Annotated in this window: 24 protein-coding genes and 1 riboswitch; of the genes, 14 read left to right on the top strand and 10 right to left on the bottom strand. The window is 55.7% G+C overall.

Annotation, left to right across the window (positions count from 1 at the left end; genetic code table 11):
- Positions 1-354: 354 nt before the first annotated feature.
- Entirely contained in the window at positions 355-2,001 is a 1,647-nt protein-coding gene (gene pgi, locus ACK13D_RS07600) for a glucose-6-phosphate isomerase (RefSeq protein ID WP_010672201.1), read from the bottom strand.
- Positions 2,002-2,392: 391 nt separating this feature from the next.
- Positions 2,393-2,585: riboswitch (Lysine riboswitch) on the top strand.
- Between the two features lie 113 nt (positions 2,586-2,698).
- Between pgi and lysC the strand changes: the two genes are divergently transcribed.
- The 3 genes from lysC (at position 2,699) to panS (ending at position 6,085) form a co-directional block, all read left to right on the top strand.
- Complete coding sequence (lysC, locus tag ACK13D_RS07595) at positions 2,699-4,051, top strand: lysine-sensitive aspartokinase 3 (RefSeq protein ID WP_022625207.1); 1,353 nt, start codon at positions 2,699-2,701, stop codon at positions 4,049-4,051.
- A gap of 240 nt (positions 4,052-4,291) precedes the next feature.
- Positions 4,292-4,984: an aquaporin Z gene (gene aqpZ, locus ACK13D_RS07590; RefSeq protein WP_010672203.1), complete on the top strand. Its 693-nt coding sequence runs from the start codon at positions 4,292-4,294 to the stop codon at positions 4,982-4,984.
- A gap of 183 nt (positions 4,985-5,167) precedes the next feature.
- The gene (gene panS, locus ACK13D_RS07585) at positions 5,168-6,085 is read left to right on the top strand and encodes a ketopantoate/pantoate/pantothenate transporter PanS (RefSeq protein ID WP_010252655.1); all 918 of its coding nucleotides are present in this window, start codon (positions 5,168-5,170) and stop codon (positions 6,083-6,085) included.
- A gap of 95 nt (positions 6,086-6,180) precedes the next feature.
- Here panS and ACK13D_RS07580 read toward each other — a convergent pair whose 3' ends face one another.
- The 6 genes from ACK13D_RS07580 to ACK13D_RS07555 form a co-directional block, all read right to left on the bottom strand.
- Positions 6,181-7,806: a Na/Pi cotransporter family protein gene (locus ACK13D_RS07580; RefSeq protein WP_163799198.1), complete on the bottom strand. Its 1,626-nt coding sequence runs from the start codon at positions 7,804-7,806 to the stop codon at positions 6,181-6,183.
- Between the two features lie 108 nt (positions 7,807-7,914).
- The gene (locus tag ACK13D_RS07575) at positions 7,915-8,907 is read right to left on the bottom strand and encodes an ABC transporter ATP-binding protein (protein ID WP_010252646.1); all 993 of its coding nucleotides are present in this window, start codon (positions 8,905-8,907) and stop codon (positions 7,915-7,917) included.
- Positions 8,908-8,909: 2 nt separating this feature from the next.
- The gene (locus tag ACK13D_RS07570) at positions 8,910-9,695 is read right to left on the bottom strand and encodes an ABC transporter permease (RefSeq protein WP_031593877.1); all 786 of its coding nucleotides are present in this window, start codon (positions 9,693-9,695) and stop codon (positions 8,910-8,912) included.
- An 11-nt stretch (positions 9,696-9,706) separates the two neighbouring features.
- Complete coding sequence (locus ACK13D_RS07565) at positions 9,707-10,552, bottom strand: ABC transporter permease (RefSeq protein ID WP_010252254.1); 846 nt, start codon at positions 10,550-10,552, stop codon at positions 9,707-9,709.
- Complete coding sequence (locus tag ACK13D_RS07560; RefSeq protein ID WP_022625211.1) at positions 10,549-11,361, bottom strand: alkaline phosphatase family protein; 813 nt, start codon at positions 11,359-11,361, stop codon at positions 10,549-10,551. The genes ACK13D_RS07565 and ACK13D_RS07560 overlap by 4 nt, the downstream gene beginning before the upstream one ends.
- 20 nt (positions 11,362-11,381) lie before the next feature.
- Positions 11,382-12,443 carry an ABC transporter substrate-binding protein gene (locus ACK13D_RS07555; RefSeq protein ID WP_187500846.1) on the bottom strand — a complete coding sequence of 354 codons (1,062 nt, stop codon included), beginning with the start codon at positions 12,441-12,443 and terminating at the stop codon, positions 11,382-11,384.
- Positions 12,444-12,649: 206 nt separating this feature from the next.
- Between ACK13D_RS07555 and ACK13D_RS07550 the strand changes: the two genes are divergently transcribed.
- From ACK13D_RS07550 to ubiA, 4 genes are all read left to right on the top strand, one after another.
- Complete coding sequence (locus ACK13D_RS07550; protein ID WP_010672207.1) at positions 12,650-13,357, top strand: UTRA domain-containing protein; 708 nt, start codon at positions 12,650-12,652, stop codon at positions 13,355-13,357.
- 71 nt (positions 13,358-13,428) lie between these two features.
- Entirely contained in the window at positions 13,429-13,839 is a 411-nt protein-coding gene (gene psiE, locus ACK13D_RS07545; protein ID WP_010252246.1) for a phosphate-starvation-inducible protein PsiE, read from the top strand.
- 86 nt (positions 13,840-13,925) lie between these two features.
- Complete coding sequence (gene ubiC / locus ACK13D_RS07540; RefSeq protein WP_010672208.1) at positions 13,926-14,438, top strand: chorismate lyase; 513 nt, start codon at positions 13,926-13,928, stop codon at positions 14,436-14,438.
- Positions 14,439-14,448: 10 nt separating this feature from the next.
- Positions 14,449-15,333: a 4-hydroxybenzoate octaprenyltransferase gene (ubiA, locus tag ACK13D_RS07535; protein ID WP_022625214.1), complete on the top strand. Its 885-nt coding sequence runs from the start codon at positions 14,449-14,451 to the stop codon at positions 15,331-15,333.
- Positions 15,334-15,396: 63 nt separating this feature from the next.
- Here the strand turns inward: ubiA and plsB are convergent, their stop codons facing one another.
- Positions 15,397-17,820: a glycerol-3-phosphate 1-O-acyltransferase PlsB gene (gene plsB, locus ACK13D_RS07530; RefSeq protein ID WP_132499376.1), complete on the bottom strand. Its 2,424-nt coding sequence runs from the start codon at positions 17,818-17,820 to the stop codon at positions 15,397-15,399.
- Between the two features lie 128 nt (positions 17,821-17,948).
- Between plsB and ACK13D_RS07525 the strand changes: the two genes are divergently transcribed.
- From ACK13D_RS07525 to ACK13D_RS07510, 4 genes are all read left to right on the top strand, one after another.
- Positions 17,949-18,317, top strand: coding sequence for a diacylglycerol kinase (locus ACK13D_RS07525; RefSeq protein ID WP_010252234.1), 369 nt, complete (start codon positions 17,949-17,951; stop codon positions 18,315-18,317).
- Positions 18,318-18,422: 105 nt separating this feature from the next.
- A complete protein-coding gene (lexA, locus tag ACK13D_RS07520) occupies positions 18,423-19,037 on the top strand; it encodes a transcriptional repressor LexA (protein WP_010252231.1) in 615 nt (204 codons plus the stop codon).
- Between the two features lie 100 nt (positions 19,038-19,137).
- The gene (gene dinF / locus ACK13D_RS07515; protein WP_033759527.1) at positions 19,138-20,460 is read left to right on the top strand and encodes an MATE family efflux transporter DinF; all 1,323 of its coding nucleotides are present in this window, start codon (positions 19,138-19,140) and stop codon (positions 20,458-20,460) included.
- 167 nt (positions 20,461-20,627) lie between these two features.
- Positions 20,628-20,840, top strand: a complete 213-nt coding sequence (locus ACK13D_RS07510) for a CsbD family protein (RefSeq protein WP_010672212.1) — start codon at positions 20,628-20,630, stop codon at positions 20,838-20,840.
- Between the two features lie 73 nt (positions 20,841-20,913).
- On the opposite strand, the gene zur is transcribed toward ACK13D_RS07510, so the two are convergent.
- On the bottom strand, positions 20,914-21,435 hold the full coding sequence (gene zur / locus ACK13D_RS07505) for a zinc uptake transcriptional repressor Zur (RefSeq protein ID WP_010252202.1): 522 nt from the start codon (positions 21,433-21,435) through the stop codon (positions 20,914-20,916).
- A 450-nt stretch (positions 21,436-21,885) separates the two neighbouring features.
- Between zur and ACK13D_RS07500 the strand changes: the two genes are divergently transcribed.
- The 3 genes from ACK13D_RS07500 to pspG all read left to right on the top strand — a co-directional run bounded on the left by ACK13D_RS07500 (position 21,886) and on the right by pspG (position 24,679).
- The gene (locus tag ACK13D_RS07500) at positions 21,886-23,133 is read left to right on the top strand and encodes a conjugal transfer protein TraF (protein WP_050679829.1); all 1,248 of its coding nucleotides are present in this window, start codon (positions 21,886-21,888) and stop codon (positions 23,131-23,133) included.
- Positions 23,134-23,240: 107 nt separating this feature from the next.
- Entirely contained in the window at positions 23,241-24,233 is a 993-nt protein-coding gene (gene dusA, locus ACK13D_RS07495) for a tRNA dihydrouridine(20/20a) synthase DusA (RefSeq protein WP_010672214.1), read from the top strand.
- Positions 24,234-24,412: 179 nt separating this feature from the next.
- Entirely contained in the window at positions 24,413-24,679 is a 267-nt protein-coding gene (gene pspG, locus ACK13D_RS07490) for an envelope stress response protein PspG (protein ID WP_010252199.1), read from the top strand.
- 210 nt (positions 24,680-24,889) lie between these two features.
- Here the strand turns inward: pspG and ACK13D_RS07485 are convergent, their stop codons facing one another.
- Entirely contained in the window at positions 24,890-25,873 is a 984-nt protein-coding gene (locus ACK13D_RS07485; protein WP_010252198.1) for a quinone oxidoreductase, read from the bottom strand.
- Positions 25,874-25,901 lie beyond the last annotated feature (28 nt).

Raw genomic sequence — 25,901 nt, 5'->3', positions numbered from 1 at the left:
TCGGAATATTTCGGGCTGATGCCAGATATTTCGCTGCTGGCGAATCAATTGCAAAGCGTAATGTTCTTTTTTATTAATATCTGGTACGGAATAAGAATAATCAGAATTTACTCAGGATTGCTGAAACTGAATATGATTATGAATCAATAGCTAACAATAGAGATTACCCGATTTCAGGACCATTTTATACTTTATGCTGGCCAGTTCAGCGCATCGATGTTCAGAATTATCTTAGGTTATTTTAAGACTTTTCCCTGACAACCCATGCTCTCCAACGATATAAACAGCCCATTCAGATGTAAAAACAGTCAAAAAAAGGGCGGCAAAGTGGCCGCCCGATGAAATTAACGCCGATTAACGCCAGGATTTATAGCGGTTAATTAAGGCATTAGTGGAGCTGTCGTGAGTGGTAACTTCGTCCTCGTTTTCCAGTTCCGGCAGAATACGGTTCGCCAGCTGCTTACCTAATTCCACACCCCACTGATCGAAAGTGAAGATATTCAGGATGGCACCCTGAGTGAAGATTTTGTGCTCATACAGGGCAATCAGCGCGCCCAGGCTGTAAGGGGTAATCTCACGCAGCAGGATGGAGTTAGTCGGGCGGTTACCTTCAAACACCTTGAACGGCACGATATGGGCTACAGACTCTGCAGATTTACCGGCATCGGTAAACTCTTTCTCTACGACGTCGCGTGACTTACCAAACGCCAGCGCTTCAGTCTGGGCAAAGAAGTTAGAGAGCAGCTTCGGATGGTGATCCGCGAGCGCATTATGGGTAATGGCCGGCGCAATAAAGTCGCACGGAACCAGCTTGGTACCCTGGTGGATCAGCTGATAAAACGCGTGCTGACCGTTGGTGCCAGGTTCGCCCCAGATGATTGGGCCAGTCTGGTAGTCCACCGGATGACCGGCACGATCCACATACTTGCCGTTTGACTCCATATTGCCCTGCTGGAAATAGGCGGCAAAGCGGTGCATGTACTGGTCGTAAGGCAGAATCGCTTCGGTTTCAGCACCAAAGAAATTGTTGTACCAGATGCCAATCAGTGCCAGCAGCACCGGCAGGTTCTGCTCAGCCGGCGCAGAGGCGAAGTGCTGGTCCATGGCATGTGCGCCGCTCAGCAGCTGCTCGAAGTTATCGAAACCAATCGAGAGAATGATCGACAGGCCGATCGCTGACCACAGTGAATAGCGGCCGCCAACCCAGTCCCAGAATTCAAACATGTTGTTGGTGTCGATACCAAATTCGCCCACCGCTTTGGCGTTGGTCGACAGCGCAGCAAAGTGTTTCGCTACGTGCTGCTGGTCGCCTGCCGTTTTCAGGAACCAGTCGCGCGCGCTGTGGGCGTTGGTCATGGTTTCCTGGGTGGTGAAGGTTTTCGATGCCACCAGGAACAGGGTGGTTTCCGGGCTGAGGTCTTTCAGCGTTTCGGCGATGTGGGTGCCGTCAACGTTAGAGACAAAATGCATGTTCAGATGGTTTTTGTACGGGCGCAGCGCTTCAGTCACCATAAACGGGCCGAGGTCAGAGCCGCCGATACCGATATTCACCACGTCGGTGATCGCTTTACCGGTATAGCCTTTCCATTCGCCGCTGATGATGCGCTCAGAGAAGCCTTTCATCTTATCCAGCACCGCGTTGACCTCTGGCATCACATCTTTGCCATCCACCAGAATCGGCGTGTTACTGCGGTTACGCAGCGCGACGTGCAGCACCGCACGATCTTCGGTGCGGTTAATCTTCTCACCCGAGAACATAGACTTAATGGCACCGCTCAGGTCGGTCTCTTTGGCCAGCGCCTGTAACTTATCGAGGGTTTCCTGGGTGATGCGGTTTTTGGAGAAATCCACCAGCATCTGATCATCAAAGGTGGCAGAGAATTTGGCAAAACGATCGGCATCCTGGGCGAACAGATCGGCAATTTCTACCGACTTCATCTGCTCAAAATGCTGTTGCAGCGCTTTCCAGGCTGCGGTTTGTGTCGGATTGATATTTTTCATGGCAACACTCTTGTTGATATTAAGAACCGTCATTCCATCGGAGGCACATCATGCCCGTTTAGCGTTTCAGTATGACCACAGTTGTAACTGAAAGGAAAAATTTTGTCAGCGCGCGCCGGACAGGCGATCTGAACGCCGCTGTTTATCGCCAGCATTCACTGGCGCGAACAGCCAGCGGACCGCAGAGGCAACGCGCGGTAAAGTGTGACGCGAAAGTCTGCGCAAAACGTTGTGCCGTATCAGGGATTGCTGCATGGGCTGAACCCATTAAGCACTGTAGCCGCTGCGACGCAGAGTCATTTGTTTTCTGATGCGGCGCTCCGGGCATCGCTGACATTGACAGCAGGTCCAGAAAAGGCTAGATCTATGCGCCTACTTGCGCACCTGTGCGCAAGCCAGAAGAGGCGCGTCGCCCAGGCAGTGTGTTGGAGGAACCGTATCCGGTGAAAACACATGATGGGGAGCGACGCCGAGGTGGGTCAGCACGCGGTGTGCTGCCTGTCGGCTACAGGGGCTGAATCCTCTGGGTTGTCACCAGAAACGTCTGCAGTCGACGTTTCGCAAGGTGGGGCGCTTCTGGGTGACTCGTCTATCCGATCTTGTCCGCCCGTTTCTGCTCTTTCCTTGTGCCTGGCTGAAAGAATGTTTCTCGACCCTTTCATCGGCGAGAACAAGATAACCTGACACGAGGTCCTACATGTCTCAAACACTGATAGTGGCAAAATTCGGCGGCACCAGCGTAGCCGATTTTGAAGCGATGAACCGCAGCGCCGATGTGGTGTTGCAGGACGCCAGCACGCGTCTGGTGGTGCTCTCTGCTTCGGCGGGCATTACTAATCTGCTGGTTGCGCTGGCTGAAGGCCAGCAGGCTCCCCAGCGCGCTGTGCTGCTTGATGATATCCGCCGTATCCAGTACGCCATTGTTGATCGCCTGCAGCGTCCGGAAGTGATCCGCGATGAAATCGATCGGATGATCGACAATATCAGCATGCTTTCCGAAGCCGCCTCACTGGCCACCTCGAATGCCCTGACCGATGAACTGGTCAGCCACGGTGAGCTGATGTCATCACTGCTGTTTGTGGAAATTCTGCGTGAACGCCAGGTTAATGCGGAGTGGTTCGATGTCCGCAAGGTAATGCGTACCGACGATCATTTTGGCCGGGCAGTACCGGATGTACAGGTGCTGGCGGAGCAGGCGACGGCGCAGTTACAGCCGCGCATTGAGCAGGCATTGGTCATTACTCAGGGGTTCATCGGCAGTGAAAGCGAAGGGCGCACCACCACCCTGGGTCGCGGCGGCAGTGATTACACCGCCGCGCTGCTGGGCGAAGCGCTGAATGCGGCGCGTGTGGATATCTGGACGGATGTGCCGGGCATCTACACCACCGATCCGCGCGTGGTGCCGACGGCGAAGCGTATTGATGAAATTACTTTTGAAGAAGCCGCTGAAATGGCGACGTTCGGTGCGAAAGTGCTGCACCCGGCGACGCTGCTTCCCGCCGTACGCCGGGGTATTCCGGTATTCGTCGGTTCCAGCAAGGATCCGGCAGCCGGTGGGACCCGCGTCTGCAATGAAACCCGCAACCCGCCGCTGTTTCGGGCGCTGGCGCTACGCCGTAAGCAGACGCTGTTAACGCTGCACAGCCTTAACATGCTGCATACGTTTGGTTTTCTTGCTGAACTCTTCAATATTCTGGCGCGTCATAACGTCTCGGTTGACCTGATCACCACCTCCGAAGTGAGCGTGGCGCTGACGCTCGACACCACCGGATCGACCTCAACCAGTGCCAGCCTGCTGACCCAGGCTTTACTGACTGAACTCTCGTCGCTGTGCCGGGTTGAAGTGGAAGAAGATCTGGCGCTGGTGGCGATTATCGGTAACCAGCTGTCAAAAGCGTGCGGCGTCGGCAAAGAGGTGTTTGGTGTGCTCGACCCGTTCAACCTGCGGATGATTTGCTACGGTGCCAGCAGCTACAACCTCTGCTTCCTGGTACCGGGCAACGATGCGGAAAGCGTGGTACGTACGCTGCATCGTAATCTGTTCGAGTAAACTTCTCTGCCATTCAGGCCGCGTCAGCGCGGCCTGAAAAACGGCAAGAATGGTTCATATCTCCCTCATTACTCCCCAGCACGCGACTTCCGATAAATCCCCTTAATACATAAAGTTACATTCTGTTATTGCCAAATGGCAACCCCTTTCTCTGCGCATTTCGTGCACCTGCATTGCGCTCCCTTTCCGCAGATTTATAATCCCGCCGCTGAATCAATTCACCCAAATTTAGGAAATATCATGAAAAGGTTAGTCGCAGAGGCGCTGGGTACCTTCGTGCTGGTGGCCGGCGGTTGTGGAAGTGCCGTGCTGTCAGCTGCGTTCCCGGAGCTGGGCATTGGCTTCATGGGCGTGGCGCTGGCTTTCGGGCTGAGCGTGCTGGTCATGGCGTATGCGGTCGGTCACATCTCAGGCGGGCACTTTAACCCGGCGGTGACCCTGGGATTAGTGGCAGGCGGACGTTTTCCCGCGTCTCAGGCTATCCCTTACATCATCGCGCAACTGGCTGGCGGCATTGCCGCTGGCGCGGTGCTCTATCTGATCGCCAGCGGTAAAGGCGACTTCAGTGCAGCGGCCAGCGGCTTTGCGGCGAATGGCTACGGTGAACACTCGCCGGGCGGCTTCAGCCTGCAGTCAGGTATGATCGCCGAAGGGGTGATGACCGCTATCTTCCTGATTGTGATCATGGGTGCCACCAGCGAGCGCGCGCCGAAAGGCTTTGCACCTATTGCGATTGGCCTGGCGTTAACCCTGATTCATCTGATCAGCATTCCGGTGACGAATACCTCGGTTAACCCGGCACGCAGCACCGCGGCAGCCCTGTTCCAGGGTGACTGGGCGATCTCTCAGCTGTGGATGTTCTGGTTAATGCCGATTATCGGTGCCGTGATTGGTGGTTTGATCTACCGCGGTTTAGAGGAAAAAGCAGCGTAATTTCGTCAATAATCAGCGGATCGGCAGCAGTCGATCCGCATTTTCCCGCCTCGACCCATCTTCGCCTTACGCCATGATAATGAAATGTTATGATCCGGCCTTCGTCACGGCAGTCGTTCCTGCATGATGACTCTCTATGGCAAATCTGCATAAAACATAACATTCTTATAAGGAAGTCTGGCTATGCTCGCCACGTTAACCCGCCTGTTCCCGCTCTGGGCCGTGCTGTTGTCTGTCGCCGCTTATTACTCTCCAGGTACATTTCTCGGCATCGGACCCTGGGTCACTTATCTGCTGATGCTGATTATGTTCGGCATGGGTGTGACCCTGAATATCGACGATTTTAAACGGGTCCTGACCCGACCTGCGCCGGTGATTGCCGGAACCTTTCTGCACTATCTGGTGATGCCGTTAGCCGCCTGGGGACTGGCAAAACTGTTTCATATGCCGCCCGATCTGGCTGCCGGTATGATTCTGGTCGGCTCAGTTGCCAGCGGCACCGCCAGCAACGTCATGATCTATCTGGCGAAGGGGGATGTGGCGCTGTCGGTGACGATCTCGTCAGTCTCTGCGCTGGTGGGGGTGTTCGCCACGCCGCTGTTAACCCGCTTTTATGTTGATACCCACATTCAGGTTGATGTGGCTGGCATGCTGCTGAGCATCGTGAAGATCGTCGTGATCCCAATCTCCCTGGGACTGATCATTCATCACAGCATGAACAGCGTGGTTCGCCGGGTGGAACCCTGGCTGCCTGCGTTTTCGATGGTCTGTATTCTGCTGATCATCAGTGCGGTGGTGGCGGGCAGTCAGGCCTTTATTGGATCGGTGGGTCTGATGGTGATCGCGGCGGTGATCCTGCATAACGCGATTGGCCTGCTTGGCGGCTACTGGGGCGGTAAGCTGTTTGGCTTCGATGAGTCAACCTGCCGTACCCTGGCGCTTGAGGTCGGCATGCAAAACTCCGGTCTGGCGGCGACGCTGGGCAAACTCTACTTCTCACCGCTGGCGGCATTGCCAGGCGCGCTGTTCTCGGTGTGGCACAACCTGTCAGGTTCACTGCTGGCGGGTTACTGGTCAGGAAAGCCGATTAAGAAGAAGTAACAGTGGCGGCGCATTATTGCACTGCGCCGCATCTCACTGCTGCCGCGCCGGACGATCGCCGCTCCGGCGCGGCAGGTTATTCACTCCGCTCAGTTTTATTCATAGTCACGTTCATCGTCGGGCTGTTCCAGCACCGTGTAGGCCACACTACAAAACAGTGAATTCAGGCGCTTCATGTCGCCCAGTAAACCGAGATGCAGCGAACTGGTCTCAATACTCTGCACGTTCTTCTGGTGCAGGCGGTCAACATGCGCATGAGAGTAGCGGCGGATCATCAGACGGAAACGATGTTTAGCGCGGCGCAGACGTTTAGCACTGGTGATATCGTGTGACAGAAACACCGACAGACTCATTCTGAGGTTAGCGATCAGCAGCTCATGCAGCTCCTGCAGCTCTTTTAATCCCTCGGCAGAGAACGCGCGGCCCGCTGCCAGCGACTTGTCAGCGACATCGCCGCTCATCCGCTCAATGATGTCCCCGGCCTGCTCCAGATTTAGTGACATTTCAATGATTTCGCCCCAGCGACGTGAGTCCTCTTCGGGGAGGTCCTCTTTTGGCATCCGCGCCAGATAGAGTTTGATGGCGGTATAGAGCACATCGACATCATCATCCAGCCTGCGCACCGTGCGTTCCTCGCGGGATTCGCCATGTACCACCTTATTAAACGCCTCCAGCATCTGCTCCAGCACGTCGCCCATGCGTAACGCTTCGCGGGCGGCATTCACCAGCGCCAGCGCCGGCGTATCCAGCGCGCTGCGATCGAGGTGCTTCGGCTTGAGGTGCAGCGCGTTATCCATGTCGTCGGCGATCATACGGCGACAGAGGCGCGCCATCAGGTCAGCAAACGGCACCATCGCCACGCAGCGGATCAGGTTGTAAAACACATGGAAGAAAATCACTAACTCTTCATCGTTGACCGGCAGCTTATCCAGCCACTCCGCCACAATATCGACAAACGGCAGGATGAACACACAGCCGATCAGCTTGAACAGCAGGCTGCCGAGCGCCACGCGCTTGCCCGCAGCATTCGAGCCGCTGGCGTTGATCATCGCCAGCAGGCCGCTACCGAGATTGGCACCAATCACCAGACAGAGCGCCACCTTGAATGAAATCACGCCGGTGGCGGTGAGCGTCGCGGTGATCAGCACCGCGGCCAGGCTGGAGTAGCTGATGATGGCGAACACCGCACCCAGCAGCGCATCGAGCATCACGTCGCCGGTCAGGCTGGAGAAAAGCACCTGGACACCGGCGGCCTGGGTAATCGGGCGAGCCGCTTCGACAATCAGCTGCAGCGCCAGCAATATCAGGCCCAGGCCAATACTGGCCCGGCCTAACTGACCCGCACGGGTCTGCTTGCGGCTGAGGAAGAACACCACGCCAAAGAAGATAAACAGCGGTGAGAGCCAGGAGAGATCAAATGTCAGGATACGCGCCATAATCGCGGTGCCGACATCCGCGCCAAGAATCACCACCAGCGCGGGCGTCAGGCTGACCAGATTCTGCGCCACAAAAGAGGTCACCAGCAGCGTGGTGGCGTTGCTGCTCTGCACCAGCGTGGTCACGCCAATGCCCGCCAGAAACGCCATCGGTTTTTTTTCTATGCTGCGACTCAGGACGCGGCGCAGATCGGCACCGTAGACCCGCATGATGCCGGTTCGTACGATATGCGTGCCCCAGACCAGCAGGGCCACCGCAGAGAGTAAATTAAGCAGGGTTAACACGTGGTGTCGCTCCTCGAATGTCAGGCTTAAAGCACAGACTGCCAGCCTGACGGAAGAGAGCAATCTGTGAAGGGGATTGCCGTGCTATGCGTGATTTTTTCCTGTGTTTTAAGCCACCTGGCGCAAAGTCGACATCTCCAATTGTAGACCAATCTTCCTGCCAGCGGGATGCAAATCCGCCGCCGATCGGTTAAGCACATCAACCGAAAGTTCCACATCATGCGCCCGGATACGATAGCGGATCACGTTGCCCAGCAGGCTGTGGCTGAGGATTTCCGCAGGAATGCCCTGGCCCGGCGCGGTGAACAGCATTGATTCCGGGCGAATGGCCACCTGGCTGTGGAAAGGCTGACCGGTCAGTCGCGTCGCCTGCTCAGCGCTCAGCAGGTTGTAGTTGCCAATAAATCCGGCGGCGAAGAGATCGACCGGTTGGGTATAGAGCGCTTCGGCATCGCCATTCTGCACGATTTTGCCCCGGTTCATCAGCACGATACGATCGGATAGCGTCAGCGCCTCCTCCTGATCGTGGGTGACGAACAGGGTGGTGAGATTCAGCTCGCGCTGGATGCGCCGGATTTGATCGCGCAGATGGCGGCGAATACGCGCATCCAGCGCCGACAGCGGTTCATCCAGCAGCAGCAGACGCGGACGCGTCACCAGCGAACGTGCCAGTGCCACGCGCTGACACTGCCCGCCTGACAACTGGTGCGGATAACGGCGTGCATAATCATTGAGTTCAACCAGCTCCAGCACCTCCAGCACCCGCTGGCGAATCTGCGCTTCGGGCAGTTTCTGCATCTTCAGGCCAAATGCGACGTTCTTCTCTACCGTCATGTTGGGAAACAGCGCATAGCTCTGAAACACCATACCGATGGCGCGCTTCTGCGGGGCCAGCGGCACGATATCTTTGCCCTCCAGCCTGATTTCACCGCTGTCGACGCCGGTTAATCCCGCCAGACAACGCAGCAGCGTCGATTTACCGCAGCCGCTGGGGCCGAGCAGGGTGACAAATTCCCCTTCAGCGGCGCTGAAATCGATCTGCTCAAAAATGGGCGTGGGTCCATAGGACTTGTTCAGCTCTCTGACCTCAAGGTAACTCATATTCAGCCTCGTTCGGGATTCAGGGCGTTGGCCAGCCAGGTAACCAGCAGCACCACAAAGAAGTAGGAGATCACCAGCGCGCTGGTGAAATGACCGCTGCCGTTACGCATGTTGAAGAGGTAAACCTGCAGGGTTTCATAGCGGTTGCCGACCAGCAGGTTAGCGAAGACAAATTCGCCAATCAGGAAGGAGAAAGAGAGCAGCACGGCAATCAGCATCCCTTTGCGCAGGTTGGGCAGCACGACCCACAGCGCCGCCTGCCAGGTGCTGGCACCCAGCAACTGCGCGGCATCAATCAGCTCTTTGAGGTTGATCGCCTGCATATTGTTCGCCAGCGCCCGGTAGATAAAGGGTAACGCGATAGTGAAATAACAGCCGATTAAGATCCACGGCGTGCCGGTCAGCATCAGCGGTGACGAAGAGTAGAGTTGCAGTAATCCCACTGACGACACCACCGGCGGCACGGCGAAAGGCATCAGGATCAGGACGTTCATCACCGCATCCAGTCGAGGAAAATAGTAAGCGATTACAAACATGGCAGGCAGCACCAGCACCAGCGAGAACAGCAGCGCACCCAGGCAAATCAGCAGCGAATGGCCCAGCGCCGTCAGAAATCGCGGGTCGCTCCAGAGCTGGATGAACCACTTCAGGCTATAGCCCTGTGGCAGAATGGTGTTACTCCAGTCGGACGACAGTGCATAAAGCAGTGTGGCCAGTAAAGGCAGTGCCAGCAGGGTAAAGAGTAACCCGACCATTATCCGGTGATAGAGGTGCTCAGCACGTGACATGGCGGCTCCTTTCATGGCTGTTTCGCATTGAGATAGCTACGGCGCACCAGATATTGCTGCACCAGGGTAATCAGCGCCATAATCGCCACCAGCAGCATCGCCAGCGCACTACCGGTGTTGGGATCCAGCGAGATATCGCCGGAGACCAGCGCGGCAATGCGCACCGGCACCACGTTGAAATTACCCGTCGTCAGGGCATAAATCGTGGCGTAAGCGCCCAGCGCATTTGCCAGCAGGATCACAAAGGTCCCGAGCAGCGCCGGAAACAGAATCGGCAGGCCGATATGCCACCAGTAGTGCCAGCGGCTGGCACCCAGCAGCGCAGCGGACTCCTGCCACTCTTTTTTCAGCCCGTCGAACGCCGGGTAGAGCAGCAGCACGCCCAGCGGGATCTGGAACCAGGTGTAGACCAGCACCATGCCGTTGCGCGAGAAGAGTCTGAAGCTCTCAACCAGACCATAATGGCGCAACAGCAATGTCAGGCAGCCGTTCAGCCCCAGCAGAATCACAAAGGCAAACGCCAGCGGGACACCGGCAAAGTTGCTGGTCATATTGGTAAAAGCGATGAGAAAGCGCTGCAGTCGCCCGCCGCCGAGCTGATGCAGTGAATAGCCGGTGACCAGTGCAATCAGTAAGCCGTAGACGCTTGACCAGAGTGAGATATCCAGCGAAAAGCGAAACGCCTGCTGGTAGAAGGGCGAGGTGAGAATGTCCTGATAGTTATCCCAGCCCCACTGGCTGTTCATCTCACTCCAGAAGCTGTTAATGGCGATCCACAACAGCGGTGCCAGCTGAAAGGCGACCCAGAACAGGGTGAACGGTAACAGCAGCAGCAGCGCGACTCCTTTTCCTCTCATCTCTTCGACTCCGCCAGCAGGCCGCGACAGACCGGCTTGTCATGCGCCACCTCAAGCAGTTCACACAGCGTGCCGCACAGATCGGTCTGCTGCGGTGCCAGGTCAGGCTGCAGCGAGAAAGCCCGGCCAAAGACAAACAGCGGCACCGTGGTCTCTTCCGGCAGAATACCGCCGTGGGAGCGATCGTCATTCATGCCGTGATCGGCGGTCACCATCACCTGATAGCCTTCAGCCAGCCACAAGGGCATCCACTGCGACAGCAGGCCGTCGGCGATGCGTGCCCGGTTGCGGTACTGTGGCGAGGAGAGGCCCGATTTATGACCGGCATCGTCGATATTCATCGGGTGGATTAGCAGAAAATCGGGATCGTGACGCAGCCGCAGGCTCTCTGCATCTTCAAACAGATGCGAGTCGGGATAGCTATCATCAGAATAAAAATGGCCATACTGAATGGGCAGGTCCGGCGCGTCAGTGTGACGATCGCGCGCCGGAACGAACGGCGTTCGGTTATAAAGCTCACTCACCCAGTGGTAGGCCGCCGCCGCAGTCGTCAGTCCCGCCGATCGCGCAAAGTGAAAGATGCTACGCTCGCGGCTTAACCGACTGACGCCATTATGAATAATGCCGCTTCTGACCGGCGGAACACCGGTCAGAATGCACTCATAAAGCGGGCGTGACAGCGAGGGTAATTCACAGGTCATACGGTAATAAAACCCGTTGCCCTGCGAACATTCGGCATGCAGGTAACCCATTGCATGTTGTGCGACCTGATTGCTCAGGCCGTCCAGCACTACCAGGATGGTCTTCATTCCGTTCTCCCTGCCGCGAATTACTGCTGCATGTTGATGATGACGTTTTCCTGCCACAGGCGCGGCAGCATTTTCGACGATTTATCCCAGGCAGCCTGATCCTTCACCGGACGGGCATTTTTATATTCAGATTGCGGCAGCAGGCGAGCCTGAACGTCCGCTGGCAGCGTCAGATGTTCAGCACGGATAGGACGGGCATAGCCTTTCGCCAGATTGATCTGTCCCTGGTCTGAGAAGATATATTCGCGCGTCAGTTTTGCGGCGTTAGGGTGTTTCGCATATTTGTTGATGACGGTGGTGTAGCCGGAGGTCACGGAGCCATCAGACGGGATAACCACTTCGTAGCGGTTTTTGTCGATCTGGTCCCGGTAGTTCAGGGCGTTAAAGTCCCACACCACCGCCATCTGCACTTCGCCTTTTTCGATATTGGCAATCACCGGATCGGTAACGCCAAGACGACCCTGTTTAGCCAGATCGGCAAAGAAAGCCAGCGCCGGTTTCAGGTTCTTCTCATCGCCACCTAAGGCATAGTTTGCCGCCAGTACGCCGTTGGCCGCCTGAGCTGCCACGCCGACGTCACCGATAGTAACCACATACTTACCTTTTTTCAGATCGGCCCAGCTATGGGGGATATCTTTAACCTGCTGCTTGTCGATCAGAAAGGCGATGGTGCCGGTATAGGCCAGCGCCCAGTGGCCATCTTTATCTTTAGCCCAGGCCGGAATCTGATCCCAGTGAGTGGGTTTATAGGGCTGGGTCACACCTTTAGCGACAGCGATCGGGCCAAAGGCGGCACCCACGTCACCGATGTCAGCGCTGGCGTTCTCTTTCTCTGCATCGAATTTCGCCAGCTCCTGCGCCGATGACATATCGGTATCGCTGTGCTTAAGGCCATATTTGCTGCTGATGTCGTTCCAGGTGTCTTTCCAGTTAGCCCAGCTATCCGGCATCCCGACGCTGTTGACCTGGCCTTCATTGCGTGCCGCTTTTTCCAGGGCGGCAAGGTCGTTATCGGCGGCCTGCGCAACGGGCAGGGTGAGCACTACAGCACTGGCTACTACAGAGGCGATAAACGCTTTCATCTCAGTTGCTCCGGGTGTAAGTTGATGGGCCTGGCTGGTCTAGTCCAGCAAGAACCGAGCCAATGTAGCCCCTGTATATGAACGATTTATGACAGGGCGGCGCTGTGCGGGGGATGGGGGATGAAAGATGTGACCCGTTCGCCTGTTGCAGGCGCGTTTACCTGAACAGTAAGAGTGCGGAGTCGCACCAAAATGAGGCTACTGTTGTGGAGTCGATAGCACTCAAAACGGCGGATGCGATCGCCAGCGTCCTGCTGACGCGCATTCAGGCCGGAGAGTTCAGCGCCGGGCGACTGCCGGCGGAGCGTGCCTTAAGCGAGGCGTTCAGCACGACCCGGATTACCCTGCGGGAAGCACTGGGCAAGCTGGAAGCCCAGGGAATGATCTACCGGGAACTGCGTCGCGGCTGGTTTATCGCACCGCCGCGGCTGATCTATAACCCGCTGCATCACAGCCACTTTCATGCCATGGCAATGGAGCAGGGACGGCAGGCGGCTACCGAGGTCATCGCTGCCGAACAGGTCGCGGCGCACGACAGCGTGGCGACAGCGCTGCGGCTGGCCTCCGGTTCGGCGGTGTACTGCATCCGCCGCCTGCGGCGCATCGATGGGCGCGCGGTGCTCTATGTGGAACACTACCTCAATCCGCGTTTTTTCCCTGGTCTGCTTGATGAAGATTTGACCCGCTCACTGACCGATCTCTATGACCAGCGCTACGGCATTCGTTACGGCGGCGCGCGCTTCACCATCCTGCCCGGCCCGCTGCCGGAGGTCGCCGCACCCATGCTGAATGTGGCACCGGGCAGCCCTGGTTTGTTGATCACCCGCATCAATCGCAACCAGCAAAAAGAGGTGATTGATTGCGACTGTGAATACTGGCGTTACGATGCGCTCTGTGTTGATGTGGAGGCCTGAGGAGTTATTGTGATTTGCGTCACACTCGCGCATGATACCGCGCGCTAACAACTCCTTTTTTAAGGCGCAACATGAGTGACAAAAATCCTTTGGCCCGCCACCTTGCAACGGTACTGCAATGGGTGCTGAATCTGGGTCTGCTGAGTCTGGCGATCATCCTGATCGTCTTTTTAGGCAAAGAAACTATCCATCTGGCAAACGTGCTGTTTAACACCAGCGAGCAGTCATCCTCCTATCTGTTGATTGAGGGGATTGTCATTTATTTCCTCTACTTCGAATTTATTGCGTTGATTGTTAAGTACTTTCAGTCGGGATATCACTTTCCGCTGCGCTATTTTGTCTATATCGGTATCACGGCAATTATCCGCCTGATTATCGTCGACCATAAAAATCCCTTCGATACGCTCTGTTACTCTGCGGCGATTCTGATTCTGGTAATCACTCTGTGGCTGGCAAACAGCAACCGCCTGAAACGCGAGTAATCTCCCTGCCGTCTGTCATGACGGCAGGTGTTCGCATCGCGTCTCTGCGCTAAACTAGCGTCCTGAAAATTATTGGGAGTGGTGCTATGTCGCAAGACGCGCTCAGCTTATTACGTGCGCTCAACTGGCTTTCTCCGTCGCAGGCAACCCTTGCGCCGCCATTGCTCGACTGGCTGATGGAGGAGGATTCAATGACGCGCCGTTTTGAACAACATTGTCAGCGGGTCACGGTTCAGCCGCTGCGTGAAGGCTTTATCGACGCCAGCGAGTTGGGTGATGAAAAGGGCTTGTTGCCAGACGATCAACGCTTCTGGCTGCGTGAAGTGTTGCTGTTCGGCGACGATAAGCCCTGGCTGGCTGGCCGTACGCTGGTGCCGGAAAGCACCCTCAACGGGCCAGAAGCGATGCTGCAGCAACTGGGCACCCGGCCGCTGGGCCGCTATCTCTTCTCCTCTTCGACGCTGACCCGCGATTTTATTGAGCCGGGGCAGGTGGAGGGATTGTGGGGACGGCGCTCACGCCTGCGTCTCTCTGGCAAACCGCTGCTGCTGACTGAACTGTTTTTACCGGCATCGCCGCTCTATCGCGATCTGGTCTGAGGATCCTGTGGTGCAAAATAGCTTAAGTATAAATAAATGGCGGGCCTACACGCGCCTGATGCGTATCGATAAGCCGATCGGTACGCTGCTGCTGATGTGGCCAACGCTCTGGGCATTATGGCTGGCTGACATGGCGATCCCGCCGCTGCCGGTGCTGGCGGTGTTTGTTGCCGGGGTCATCGTGATGCGTGCGGCCGGTTGTGTGATCAATGACTACGCCGATCGCAAAGTAGACGGTCATGTCGAACGTACGAAGCATCGGCCACTGGCCAGCGGCGCGGTGAGTGCAAAAGAGGCTAAGCTGCTGTTCGTGATACTGGCTCTGGCGGCTTTTGCGCTGGTGCTGACCATGAACATGATGACGATTATGCTCTCAGTGGTGGGGCTGGCGCTGGCCTGGGTCTATCCCTTTATGAAGCGTTATACCCACCTGCCGCAGGTAGTGCTGGGTGCCGCCTTTGGCTGGGCCATTCCCATGGCATGGTCCGCAGTTAGTGAGTCCTTACCTCTGGTCTGCTGGCTGGTATTCATCGCCAACATCTGCTGGACAGTCGCCTATGACACTCAGTATGCGATGGTGGATCGGGATGATGACCTGAAGATTGGCGTGAAGTCGACCGCGATTCTCTTTGGCCGTTTCGACAAGCTGATCATTGGTCTGCTGCAACTGGCGACGCTGCTGCTGATGGCGCTGGTTGGCCTCATGCTGCATCTGAACAGCGCCTTCTACTGGACGCTATTACTGGCCGCCGCGCTGTTTGTTTATCAACAGAAGCTGATCGCCGGACGCGAGCGGCAACCCTGTTTCCAGGCTTTTCTCAATAATAACTATGTCGGGATGGTGCTGTTCCTAGGTGTGCTGATGAATACTCCGCCGTTCAGCCAGCTGTTCTGACAGGGGATTCAGGCACAAAAAAGGCGACCTCATGAGGTCGCCTTTTTACTATGCGCGCTGGGTTCAGTCGTGCGCCACAGCGGTTTCAATCGTCATGCGGACATCGCTGGTGACCAGGTCTGCCAGCATATGCCAGGTCGCCAGGGTCTGCGCAACATCGGCATCACCGCTGTCGCTGATATAACCTTCATCGCGCAGGGTCAGGACCAGTGAGGTAAAGACCGCTTTGTCGAAGAATTCCGGGGCATTGATACCGTGCAGCACCGACAGACGCTGTGCCAGCGTCCGGCTCTCTTTCTCCAGCGTGCCGCGGTTAATCGTCGGCTTGGCGCTGAGAATGGAGAACGTAATGGCATAACGCTGCAGCGTTTCACGCACACCGGCGGCCAGCAGTTGTAGCGTGCGATAGCGCGCTGAGGAAAAGCGTAATTCACCGGCTTCGAACGTAATCAGGCCCTGACGCGCCAGCTCCTGACTCAGTTCGGTCAGCAGTTGCGGCAGTTCATCGGTCTGCCAGCGCAGGAACAGCTCACTCTTCAGCATCGGGTAGATCAGGCTCACCTGACGCAGCAGTTCTGCTTCGCTCAGCGTCTGGTGCTGCTGAACAATGGCGGCAATCAGCGACGGCATCACCAGCATGTGATGAATATTGTTGCGATAGTAGGTCATCAGCACCGCCTGCTCACGCGGCAGAATGATGATGTCGCCAATGCTGTCCTTTTCACTCTCAAACTTATTCATACCCATGGCGTGATCCAGCAGCGCTTCCGCTGAAAGATCGGGTACGGTCGCATTTGGCGAGTAAGGCACGTTGCGCAGCAACTGGGTGTAGCACTCCAGTTGTTCAATCAGCTGTTCACGGGTTAGTGAGCGCTGACGTGACGCCAGCAGGGCGGTGACACAGAGGTTCATGGCGTTAGCCGCGCCCGCTTCATTGATACGCACCATCAGGCTGGCAGCAATATCGTTGACGGTTGGGGTTAACCAGCTGGGACGCTGTGGCTCAATCGGATCGATGGCATCGCGCCATTCCGGCACCCGCTTATTGAGATAGTTGACCAGCGGCAGGGGTTCGCCAAAGTTCACGTAACCCTGACCGAGATTGCGCAGCTTGCGTAAGCCGCGCACCATCTGCATGAAGCCCTCTTTCTCTTTCGCCGCGCCGCGCAGCTCTTTAGCGTAAGTGCCCACTTCCATCACGTGCTCATAGCCGATATAGATCGGCACCAGCGTGATGGGGCGATTTCCGCCGCGCAGCATCGCCTGCAGCGTCATGGCTAAGGTGCCCGTTTTAGGGTCCAGCAGGCGACCGGTTCGTGAACGGCCTCCTTCGACAAAGTACTCAACCGAATAGCCGCGGGTGAATAGCTCGCCGAGATATTCGCGGAATACCGTGGCGTAGAGCTTGTTGCCTTTAAAGGTACGACGAATAAAGAAAGCGCCCAGGCGACGGAAAATCGGGCCGGCTGGCCAGAAGTTGAGATTGATACCGGCTGCGATGTGCGGCGGCACCAGACCCTGATGATAGAGCACATAGGAGAGCAGCAGATAATCCATGTGGCTGCGATGGCACGGCACATAGACAATCTCGTGGCCATCCTGCGCCAGCTGGCGAACTTTTTCTCCGCCATTGACGTTGATGCCCTGATAGAGCCGACTCCAGAGCCAGCCCATCACGCGGTCAGTTACGCGGATGGCTTCATAGGAGAAGTTTGCCGCAATCTCCTCCATCATCTCGACGGCATTCTGCTGCGCTTTCTCATGGGAGATTTTTTTGCTGCGAGCTTCATCTTCTACTGCTTTTTCAATCGCTTTGGATTGCAGCAGACGAGTAAACAGATCCTGACGCGCCGGCAAGCGCGGGCCAATCGCCGCCAGCCGCTGGCGGGCAAAATGAATGCGCGCCACGCGAGCCAGCTTCTGGGCGATCGACTGATCCGTACCGTGTTCAGTTGCCATGCGGCGCAGCGACACCGTCGGCGAGAAGCGGACAAAACTGTCGCGCCCGTGCCAGATCACCGCAAAGAACTTCTGCACCCCGTTCAGCACCCGCAGGTGTGGCGTTGCTTCGCCCTGGACTTCACGTCCTGGTGCGCGGCCAAACATCACCGTGACCGGCAGCATCTGAATATCCAGCTTAGGGTTATTGCGATGCAGGTCCAGGTAATCGTGAAAGATTTTCACGGATTCAACGCTGGGCACAAAATAGGGGAAGACGCGTGGGCCATTGTGGATAAAGACGTGGCGCGGCAGCAGAGAACCATCAATCTCCAGCGGAGTGAGCGGGTCGGGCAGATGATGCCGCAGACACTGTGCGCGTAAAGTCAGTAAGTCGGCCTTCGAATCGTAAGGCAAAACATACATAATAGGTCGGGTCGGATCCAGACCATGTTCAGACACGGGATCGGCCGGAATGGCCTTACTTTTTACCAAAAACGACAGTGGTAAATTAAGCAATTTGTAATAGAGTTTACGCCAACCTGACATAGACAACATGAAGCCTCTTGTTAGCAAAGCGCCGCAAGCATACCAGAAAGCGCAGCGAAGATCTGTGGTGGTGCCAATTGCACGCAGCCCAGACATTGACGTCAATCCGATGAAAGGGTTCCCACATCATGGCAAATAATGCCACCGGACTTATCAGAATAGTAAAAGCTGCAGGTTACTCATGGCAGGGACTGCGTGCCGCCTGGCAACATGAAGCGGCGTTTCGGCAGGAAGCGCTGGCTGCGCTGGCCGCTATTGTTATCGCGTGCTGGCTGGATGTCGATGTGGTCTCCCGCATCCTCATGATTGGGGCGGTGGTGCTGGTGGTCATTGTTGAAATCCTCAATAGCGCCATTGAAGCAGTGGTCGACCGCATCGGTCAGGAGCATCATCCGCTGGCGGGCCGGGCAAAAGACATGGGCTCGGCGGCAGTGCTGATCAGCATCTTACTGGCACTCTTCGTCTGGATCGCGCTGCTCTGGACACATTTGCGATAAGCCTTCCATAACGCGTCTGAGGGCGCGTTTTCCCTGACAATCGGTTTCCATTTCACCAATACCTGTATATACTCACAGCGACTGTATAAACAACCAGGGGGCGGGATGAAAGCATTAACCAGCAGGCAGCAGCAGGTCTATGACCTGATTCGCGACCATATTTCTTCAACGGGCATGCCGCCTACGCGTGCCGAGATCGCCGCGCAGCTGGGCTTCCGTTCGCCGAACGCGGCAGAAGAGCATCTGAAAGCGCTGGCGCGCAAAGGCGTCATCGAGATCGTTTCCGGTGCATCGCGCGGCATTCGACTGTTAATGGAAGAAGAAGCCTCAGAAGGGCTACCGCTGATTGGCCGGGTTGCTGCCGGTGAGCCGATCATGGCGCAGGAACATATCGAAACCCACTACAAGGTCGATCCGGGCCTGTTTAAGCCGTCTGCTGACTTCCTGCTGCGCGTCAGCGGAATGTCGATGAAAGATATCGGGATTATGGATGGCGACCTGCTCGCGGTGCATAAAACCCAGGATGTGCGTAACGGCCAGGTTGTGGTTGCCCGCATTGATGATGAAGTCACCGTTAAGCGCTGGAAAAAGCAGGGTGCTATCGTGCATCTGCTGCCGGAAAACAGCGATTTTGACCCGATTGTTGTCGATACCCGTGCGCAGTCACTGACCATAGAAGGTCTGGCTGTTGGCGTGGTGCGCAACGGCGAGTGGCTCTGATTCTTCTGCCAGCGTGCATTCGCCTTCTCTGATGCTATTCTGTCTGCCCTAATTTTGTCGCTGCCTCTTTTGCGCAGCGACACTGAGCACGGAACGGCGAATGCGCTTTATTACGGCAACCGATAAAAATCTCTGGCGGCTTGCGCTGCCGATGATCCTTTCAAATATCACCGTTCCCTTACTGGGAGTGGTCGATACTGCAGTAATTGGTCATCTCGACAGCCCTGTCTATCTTGGCGGGGTTGCGGTCGGGACTACAGTGACCAGCTTCCTCTTTATGCTGCTGCTTTTCCTTCGAATGAGTACCACTGGCCTTACGGCGCAGGCATTTGGCGCGGGCGATAAAATGGCGCTGGCACGCGCGCTGACTCAGCCGCTGATCATTGCGCTGCTGGCGGGCGTACTGTTCATCGCTTTGCGTTATCCGATTATTCAGCTGTCGACCCATCTGGTTGGCGGCAATCCCGATGTACTCGAACAGGCGGCACTGTTTATTCAGATTCGCTGGCTCAGTGCGCCTGCCACGCTGGCAAACCTGGTCATTCTGGGCTGGCTGCTGGGCGTGCAGTATGCACGCGCGCCGGTGATCCTGCTGGTGGTGGGCAACCTGGTTAACATCGTGCTCGATCTCTGGCTGGTGATGGGGCTGCACTGGGGTGTCGCGGGGGCGGCAACCGCCACGGCGCTGGCGGAATACATTACGCTGGGTGTCGGCAGCATCATGGTCTGGCGGGTGTTAAAACTGCGCGGAATTACGCTTAGTCTGCTGAAGCAGAGCTGGCGCGGTGATAGCGGCCGGCTGCTGCGACTAAACCGGGACATCATGCTGCGCTCTCTGATGCTGCAGCTCTGTTTCGCCTCGCTGACCGTACTGGGCGCCCGGCTGGGTCCGGATGTGGTGGCGGTTAACGCAGTATTACTGATGTTTATTACTTTTACTGCCTACGCGCTGGATGGCTTTGCCTATGCGGTTGAAGCTTTTGCGGGTGAGGCGCATGGTGCAAAAGATGGCAGCAAGCTCCTGCGCGTCTGGCACTCTGCCTGTCGGCAGGCGGTAGTGGTGGCGCTGTTCTTCTCGCTGATCTATGCCATTTTTGGCCCGCAGATCGTTACCCTGCTGACCTCTCTTCAGTCACTCCAGCAGACAGCGGACCGCTATCTGGTCTGGCAGATGATAATGCCGCTGATCGGCGTCTGGTGTTATCTGCTGGATGGCATGTTCATCGGAGCGACGCGCGGGCGTGAGATGCGTAACAGCATGGTAGTTGCCGCAGCAGGCTATTTTCTGACGCTGCTTAGCGTACCGGTGCTGGGTAACCATGGTCTTTGGCTGGCAGTCACGGTTTTCCTGGCGCTGCGCGGCCTGTCGCTGTGGCTCATCTGGCGTAAGCACTGGCGTCAGAACAGCTGGTTCGATGCCTGAGTCAGCCGTGGCTGCACGCAAGCCGATACGGATTATTCTGTATTATTCCACGGTTAACAAATTGGCTACTACAATTAACTCTATGCAGCGCAGTTAACCAGCGCTTTGTATCGTTATTTTGTTAAGTAGCAAGATAATCATTAAAACCCGAGGATTGGAGGTCTGCCATGAATAAAGACGAAGCAAGCGGCAACTGGAAGCAGTTCAAAGGCAAAATGAAAGAGAAATGGGGCAAGCTGACCGACGATGATATGCAGGTTATCGAAGGTAAACGCGATCAGCTGGTCGGCAAAATCCAGGAACGTTACGGCTCTACGAAAGATGAAGCCGAGCGCGAAGTAACCGCCTGGGAAGGTCAGAACAAAGATCACCGCTGGTAATCAGACAATAGCTTGATAATCAGCTGAATGCGTTCCGGTGGGCCCTCACCGGAACCGCACAAGGATGTGCCGATTACCCGCGTTTCCCCCGCTTTTTACCCTCATCCTGATGGTCATGCTCGCAGCTTTCATGGTGCGTACAGGCTTCAACCGCAGCACAATTTTCACATAAACCATGCGCTTCAATCACGCTGTGGCGTAATGCAAACTGCGCTTCACCTGCCAGACCAGCAATAATCTTCTCTACGCCCTGCGCCTGCTTCTCTGTAACGGCGGCACAGCGGTCACAGACCAGCATCACCGATGTATGTGCTGGTGCCTCAAAATGGTGACACATGACGTAGCTGTTGTTGGATTCCACCCGATGAATGAAACCCTGCTCCAGCAGGAAATCGAGCGCCCGATAAACCGTGGGTGGCTTGGCCTGTGGCTCGCTGACCCGGAGTTGATCCAGCAGATCGTAGGCGCTGATCGAGCCAGGCTGCTCGGCCATCAGGCGCAACACTTCAGCACGCTGCGAAGTCAGACGCACACCGCGCTGCAGGCACATCTTTTCGGCCTGAATCAAAATTTGCTGCGACGTCATGTTTGTCATGAAAATTCTCCGCTGGATAAGTGATGTTATTTTATCACACATAGTTTCGCGGCGCTGAGGTTGGTTTTCGTCTGAAAAAACAGCATCATTTGCCTGATAAAGCAGCACATTCAGAATTTAAGCCGTCTTCTATCTCAAATCTGACGACAAATCAGATCCATTCTGAATCCACCTGAAGCGGAATTTGTTGGCATTTTGCTTTGCATCTCACTGAGTTAAGAAGTAATGTTCAGAAAGACTTAAGAAAAGTCTGGCATTATTTGAAATATCCCAATGCAGTTTGAACAATTACAACGGTTTTTTGATTGGAAAACGTCCAATCCTTTGAATTAAGACACTGTTTCCTTTGAATTCACAGCAATAACGCGTTAGCCAGGGTTCACAATAGGGCTAACAAACTATTCAGTCATTGAATGTTTCAATGGCAATTTCTCAGGTGATGGCAGGCAAATGGTGAAAAAATCCGCTCAACGTTCAGCGCTGATCTACACGGCTGCAACGACCGCGCTTTTCCTTTCTTCTTCCGCCATGGCGGCAGGGACCTGGTATGATGCACGTAATGACGCCATGGGCGGCACCGGCGTAGCATCTTCTCTTTATGGCTCCGCAGTGCTGGCGAACCCGGCATTAATGACACGCGCCAAACCCGACGATAGCGTCAGCATTATTTTTCCCTCAGCGGGCATTCAGGTGACTGACAAAGATAAGCTGATAGATAAAGTGGATGATATTACGGACACCGTGGATCGTTACCGCGACGTTGTTGGCAACCTCACTCTTGCAGATTTTTTCCGTGTTAACTCTGAACTGCGCGCTGCCTCAGGTGATGTTGCTGATAAGCTAAGCGATTTGCGCGGTAACAAAGCAGACGGTTCTGCCGGCGCGGCCGTGGCCGTTACGATCCCCAACGACACTCTGCCTTTCGCCTTTATCACCAAAGCCTACGGTACAGCGCACGTCCGCGCTAACGTGGTACAGAGTGATATTGACTACCTGCGCAGTATAGAAAACGGGGCGTTTCCTCGTCCTGGCGATCAAAATAACCTGCGCTCCAGTGCGAATGGATTAGCGGCCCTGACCACCGATTATGGTGTAGCGGTGGCGCATGAGTTCACCATCGCCGGTCAGCCGGTATCAGTTGGCGTGACGCCGAAAGTGCAGAAAACCTGGCTCTATAACTACACCGCCAGCATCTACAACTACGACAAGAACGACATCAACAATAGTAAGTATCGCAGCACCGACACCGGCTTCAACGTTGATGCCGGTCTGGCGACCACCTTTGCTGAAAACTGGACGCTGGGTGTAACCGGACAGAACCTGGTTTCACGCGATCTGCAGACCAAAGAGGTCAATGGTTTCCGCGACACCTACCAGATTCGCCCGCTGGTCACCACCGGTCTGGCCTGGGATAAAGGTCCGTTTACCGTGACGGGCGATGTGGATCTGACTGAAACCAAACGCTTCAAAACTCAGGATAACAGCCAGTATGCGGCAGTGGGCGCGGAATACCGCGTACTTGACTGGCTGCAGCTGCGTGCAGGTTATCGTGCGGACATGCGTTCTAACGACGAAAATGTCGCTACGGCCGGTTTTGGTCTGTCACCGTTTAACAAAGCCGTACATCTGGATCTGGCGGGCTCTGTGGGTGCTAACAACACCTGGGGCGCGATGATGCAGCTGGGCTTTAACTTCTAAGCGCGTTATTCAGACTGTTCGGGGGCGGGCGATGCACTATCGCCCGCCCTTGTGTTATCCTTGCACAGAATTCCATCACCCCTTAATTACCGGATTGTCTGCGCTTCATGCCTAATTTCTCTTCGCAACGTTTCTCTATCGCCCCTATGCTCGACTGGACCGATCGTCACTGTCGCTATTTTCATCGCCAGCTGACCGGTGACACGCTGCTCTACACCGAAATGGTGACCACGGGCGCAATCATTCATGGCAAAGGGGATTACCTGGCTTACAGTGAGGCTGAGCATCCGGTCGCGTTGCAGCTTGGTGGTAGCGATCCGGCGGCACTGGCGCAGTGCGCGAAGCTGGCAGAGCAGCGCGGTTACGATGAAGTGAATCTTAATGTCGGCTGTCCCTCTGATCGGGTGCAGAATGGCCGTTTCGGCGCCTGCCTGATGGCCGAGGCGAATCTGGTCGCAGATGCCGTTAAAGCGATGCGCGACGTGGTTTCAATTCCGGTCACGGTGAAAACCCGCATTGGTATCGATGAGCTGGACAGCTATGAATTCCTGACCGATTTTATCGGCACGGTGGCGGGACGCGGTGAGTGTGAGACATTTATCATTCATGCGCGTAAAGCCTGGCTCTCCGGCCTCAGCCCGAAAGAGAACCGCGAGATTCCACCGCTGGATTATCCCCGCGTCTATCAGCTGAAACGCGATTTTCCGCAACTGACCATTGCCCTCAATGGCGGCGTGAAAACGCTGGAAGAGGCACAGATCCATCTGCAACACCTTGACGGCGTGATGATGGGACGTGAAGCCTACCAAAACCCCGGCATTCTGGCGCAGGTCGATCAGACATTGTTTGGTCGCCAGCATCCGGCGGCTAACCCGGTTGAAGTGGTGCGCGCCATGTATCCCTATATTGAAGCGGAACTGGCGAAGGGGACGTATCTGGGACATGTCACGCGCCATATGCTGGGTCTGTTCCAGGGGATCCCGGGCGCCCGCCAGTGGCGACGCCATCTGAGTGAAAATGCCCACAAACCCGGTGCCGATGTCCGTGTGCTGGAGGCGGCGCTTGCGCTGGTCGCCGATAAAATCCCGCAGGAAGCCTGACGCCTCATCTGAACCCGAAAAAACCAGCTCTGTTTGCTGGTTTTTTTACGCCACTATGTGGTTTTTCTCACCAGGTTGCGCTCTTCTGTTTATCTCTTATCAGAATAAAATCAATGAGTTAACTGTTGGCACGTTTTTTGTAATAGCTATAACAATCAATCTCAAAAAGGAGCGCTGACGTGGAAATTTTATTCGTATTGGGGTTTTTCCTGATGCTGTTGCTGACCGGCGTTTCGCTGTTAGGCGTGCTGGCGGCACTGGTGGTCGCAACCATCGTGATGTTTGTCGGTGGACTGTTTGCAATTGTTATTAAAGTGTTGCCGTGGCTGGTGCTGGCGGTGATTGCGGTCTGGCTGCATCGTGCCTTTTTTGGCGACAGCGATGAGCGAGCACGTCGCAAGCTGCGGCGTAAGATCAACAGGTTAGACCGCAAAGGCTGGCGCTAAATGCGGTGAAGATCACAGTGTTAGAGATTGGTCGGGGCTGATCTGCAATTAAACATATTTTTTACTTATGTTTTCTGGCAGGATGCCTGTCGTCAAATCGATGTGCCATCGACTCGACACGAATTCATCGCCGCTGTCCCTACACCAGCGCGAACAAAAAATAAAAAAAGAGAAGGGCTTCCCGCGGGAGGCCCTTTTTGTTGCTCACTACTATGGAATTAAGAGACAGGATCCCTGCGTGGCGCGGCTCTCCAGCATCTGGTGCGCTTTGCTGGCCTCTTTCAGCGCAAACTTCTGCTGCTCCGGTACATCAACTTTAATTGCGCCACTCGCCAGCAGCGAGAAAAGCTCGGCACTGGCGGTTTCCAGCTCCTGGCGGTTGGTGATATAGCCAAACAGTGAAGGGCGGGTCACAAACAGCGAGCCTTTCTTATTCAGAATGCCGAGATCAATCCCGGTCACCGGACCCGAAGCATTGCCAAAACTGACCATCAGCCCATGACGGCGCAATGAGTCCAGCGATGCTTCCCAGGTATCTTTGCCCACGGAGTCATAAACTACGCCCACTTTTTTCCCGTCGGTCAGTTCGCTGACGCGTTGCGCAATATTCTCTTCGCGGTAGTTAATCGTCGCCCAGGCGCCGGCCTTCTTCGCCATCGCTGCCTTTTCTGCTGACCCAACCGTTCCAATCAAATGGGCACCCAGCGCTTTTGCCCACTGACAGGCAATTAACCCGACGCCGCCCGCTGCGGCATGAAACAGGAAGGTCTCACCGGCGCTGATTTTATAGGTCTGGCGCAGCAGATATTGTGTGGTCAGCCCTTTCAGGTAGCTGGCTGCGCCCTGCTCAAAGCTGATCGCCTCCGGGAGATGCATCAGGCGATCTTCCGCCACGTTGTGCACTTCGCTATAGGCTCCCATCGACGCCAGACAGTAGACCACGCGATCGCCGGGCTTAAATAATGTCACGCCACGTCCAACCCGCGACACCACGCCTGCGGCTTCTGTACCCAGGCCAGAGGGAAAAGCGGCGACCGGATAAAGCCCGCTGCGAACATAGGTATCGATGTAATTAATCCCGATAGCGCGATGTTCTACCTGCACTTCATGTTCGGCCGGGTCAGCAGGTTCAAAATCTGTCCACTCTAAAACGTCCGGGCCGCCATGTGCGCTGAACTGAATACGCTTTGCCATTCTGACTCCTGTGATTGTTTCATCATGA

It is taken from the genome of Pantoea sp. K16, from assembly GCF_048452805.1.
Classification (GTDB): domain Bacteria; phylum Pseudomonadota; class Gammaproteobacteria; order Enterobacterales; family Enterobacteriaceae; genus Pantoea; species Pantoea agglomerans.
The sequence above is the reverse complement of the archived record's forward strand: the minus strand, read 5'-3'. Positions and strand labels throughout refer to the sequence as shown.

What these genes read in the sequence shown, in the direction of transcription:
- lexA (WP_010252231.1), top strand. Translation starts at nt 18,423, where the DNA reads ATGAAAGCATTAACCAGCAGGCAGCAGCAGGTCTATGACCTGATTCGC.
- ACK13D_RS07485 (WP_010252198.1), bottom strand. Translation starts at nt 25,873, where the DNA reads ATGGCAAAGCGTATTCAGTTCAGCGCACATGGCGGCCCGGACGTTTTA.
- ACK13D_RS07570 (WP_031593877.1), bottom strand. Translation starts at nt 9,695, where the DNA reads ATGTCACGTGCTGAGCACCTCTATCACCGGATAATGGTCGGGTTACTC.
- ACK13D_RS07555 (WP_187500846.1), bottom strand. Translation starts at nt 12,443, where the DNA reads ATGAAAGCGTTTATCGCCTCTGTAGTAGCCAGTGCTGTAGTGCTCACC.
- aqpZ (WP_010672203.1), top strand. Translation starts at nt 4,292, where the DNA reads ATGAAAAGGTTAGTCGCAGAGGCGCTGGGTACCTTCGTGCTGGTGGCC.
- panS (WP_010252655.1), top strand. Translation starts at nt 5,168, where the DNA reads ATGCTCGCCACGTTAACCCGCCTGTTCCCGCTCTGGGCCGTGCTGTTG.
- lysC (WP_022625207.1), top strand. Translation starts at nt 2,699, where the DNA reads ATGTCTCAAACACTGATAGTGGCAAAATTCGGCGGCACCAGCGTAGCC.
- plsB (WP_132499376.1), bottom strand. Translation starts at nt 17,820, where the DNA reads ATGTCAGGTTGGCGTAAACTCTATTACAAATTGCTTAATTTACCACTG.
- psiE (WP_010252246.1), top strand. Translation starts at nt 13,429, where the DNA reads ATGAGTGACAAAAATCCTTTGGCCCGCCACCTTGCAACGGTACTGCAA.
- ACK13D_RS07510 (WP_010672212.1), top strand. Translation starts at nt 20,628, where the DNA reads ATGAATAAAGACGAAGCAAGCGGCAACTGGAAGCAGTTCAAAGGCAAA.
- dusA (WP_010672214.1), top strand. Translation starts at nt 23,241, where the DNA reads ATGCCTAATTTCTCTTCGCAACGTTTCTCTATCGCCCCTATGCTCGAC.
- ACK13D_RS07525 (WP_010252234.1), top strand. Translation starts at nt 17,949, where the DNA reads ATGGCAAATAATGCCACCGGACTTATCAGAATAGTAAAAGCTGCAGGT.
- ACK13D_RS07575 (WP_010252646.1), bottom strand. Translation starts at nt 8,907, where the DNA reads ATGAGTTACCTTGAGGTCAGAGAGCTGAACAAGTCCTATGGACCCACG.
- ACK13D_RS07560 (WP_022625211.1), bottom strand. Translation starts at nt 11,361, where the DNA reads ATGAAGACCATCCTGGTAGTGCTGGACGGCCTGAGCAATCAGGTCGCA.
- pgi (WP_010672201.1), bottom strand. Translation starts at nt 2,001, where the DNA reads ATGAAAAATATCAATCCGACACAAACCGCAGCCTGGAAAGCGCTGCAA.
- ACK13D_RS07565 (WP_010252254.1), bottom strand. Translation starts at nt 10,552, where the DNA reads ATGAGAGGAAAAGGAGTCGCGCTGCTGCTGCTGTTACCGTTCACCCTG.
- dinF (WP_033759527.1), top strand. Translation starts at nt 19,138, where the DNA reads ATGCGCTTTATTACGGCAACCGATAAAAATCTCTGGCGGCTTGCGCTG.
- ubiC (WP_010672208.1), top strand. Translation starts at nt 13,926, where the DNA reads ATGTCGCAAGACGCGCTCAGCTTATTACGTGCGCTCAACTGGCTTTCT.
- ACK13D_RS07500 (WP_050679829.1), top strand. Translation starts at nt 21,886, where the DNA reads ATGGTGAAAAAATCCGCTCAACGTTCAGCGCTGATCTACACGGCTGCA.
- zur (WP_010252202.1), bottom strand. Translation starts at nt 21,435, where the DNA reads ATGACAAACATGACGTCGCAGCAAATTTTGATTCAGGCCGAAAAGATG.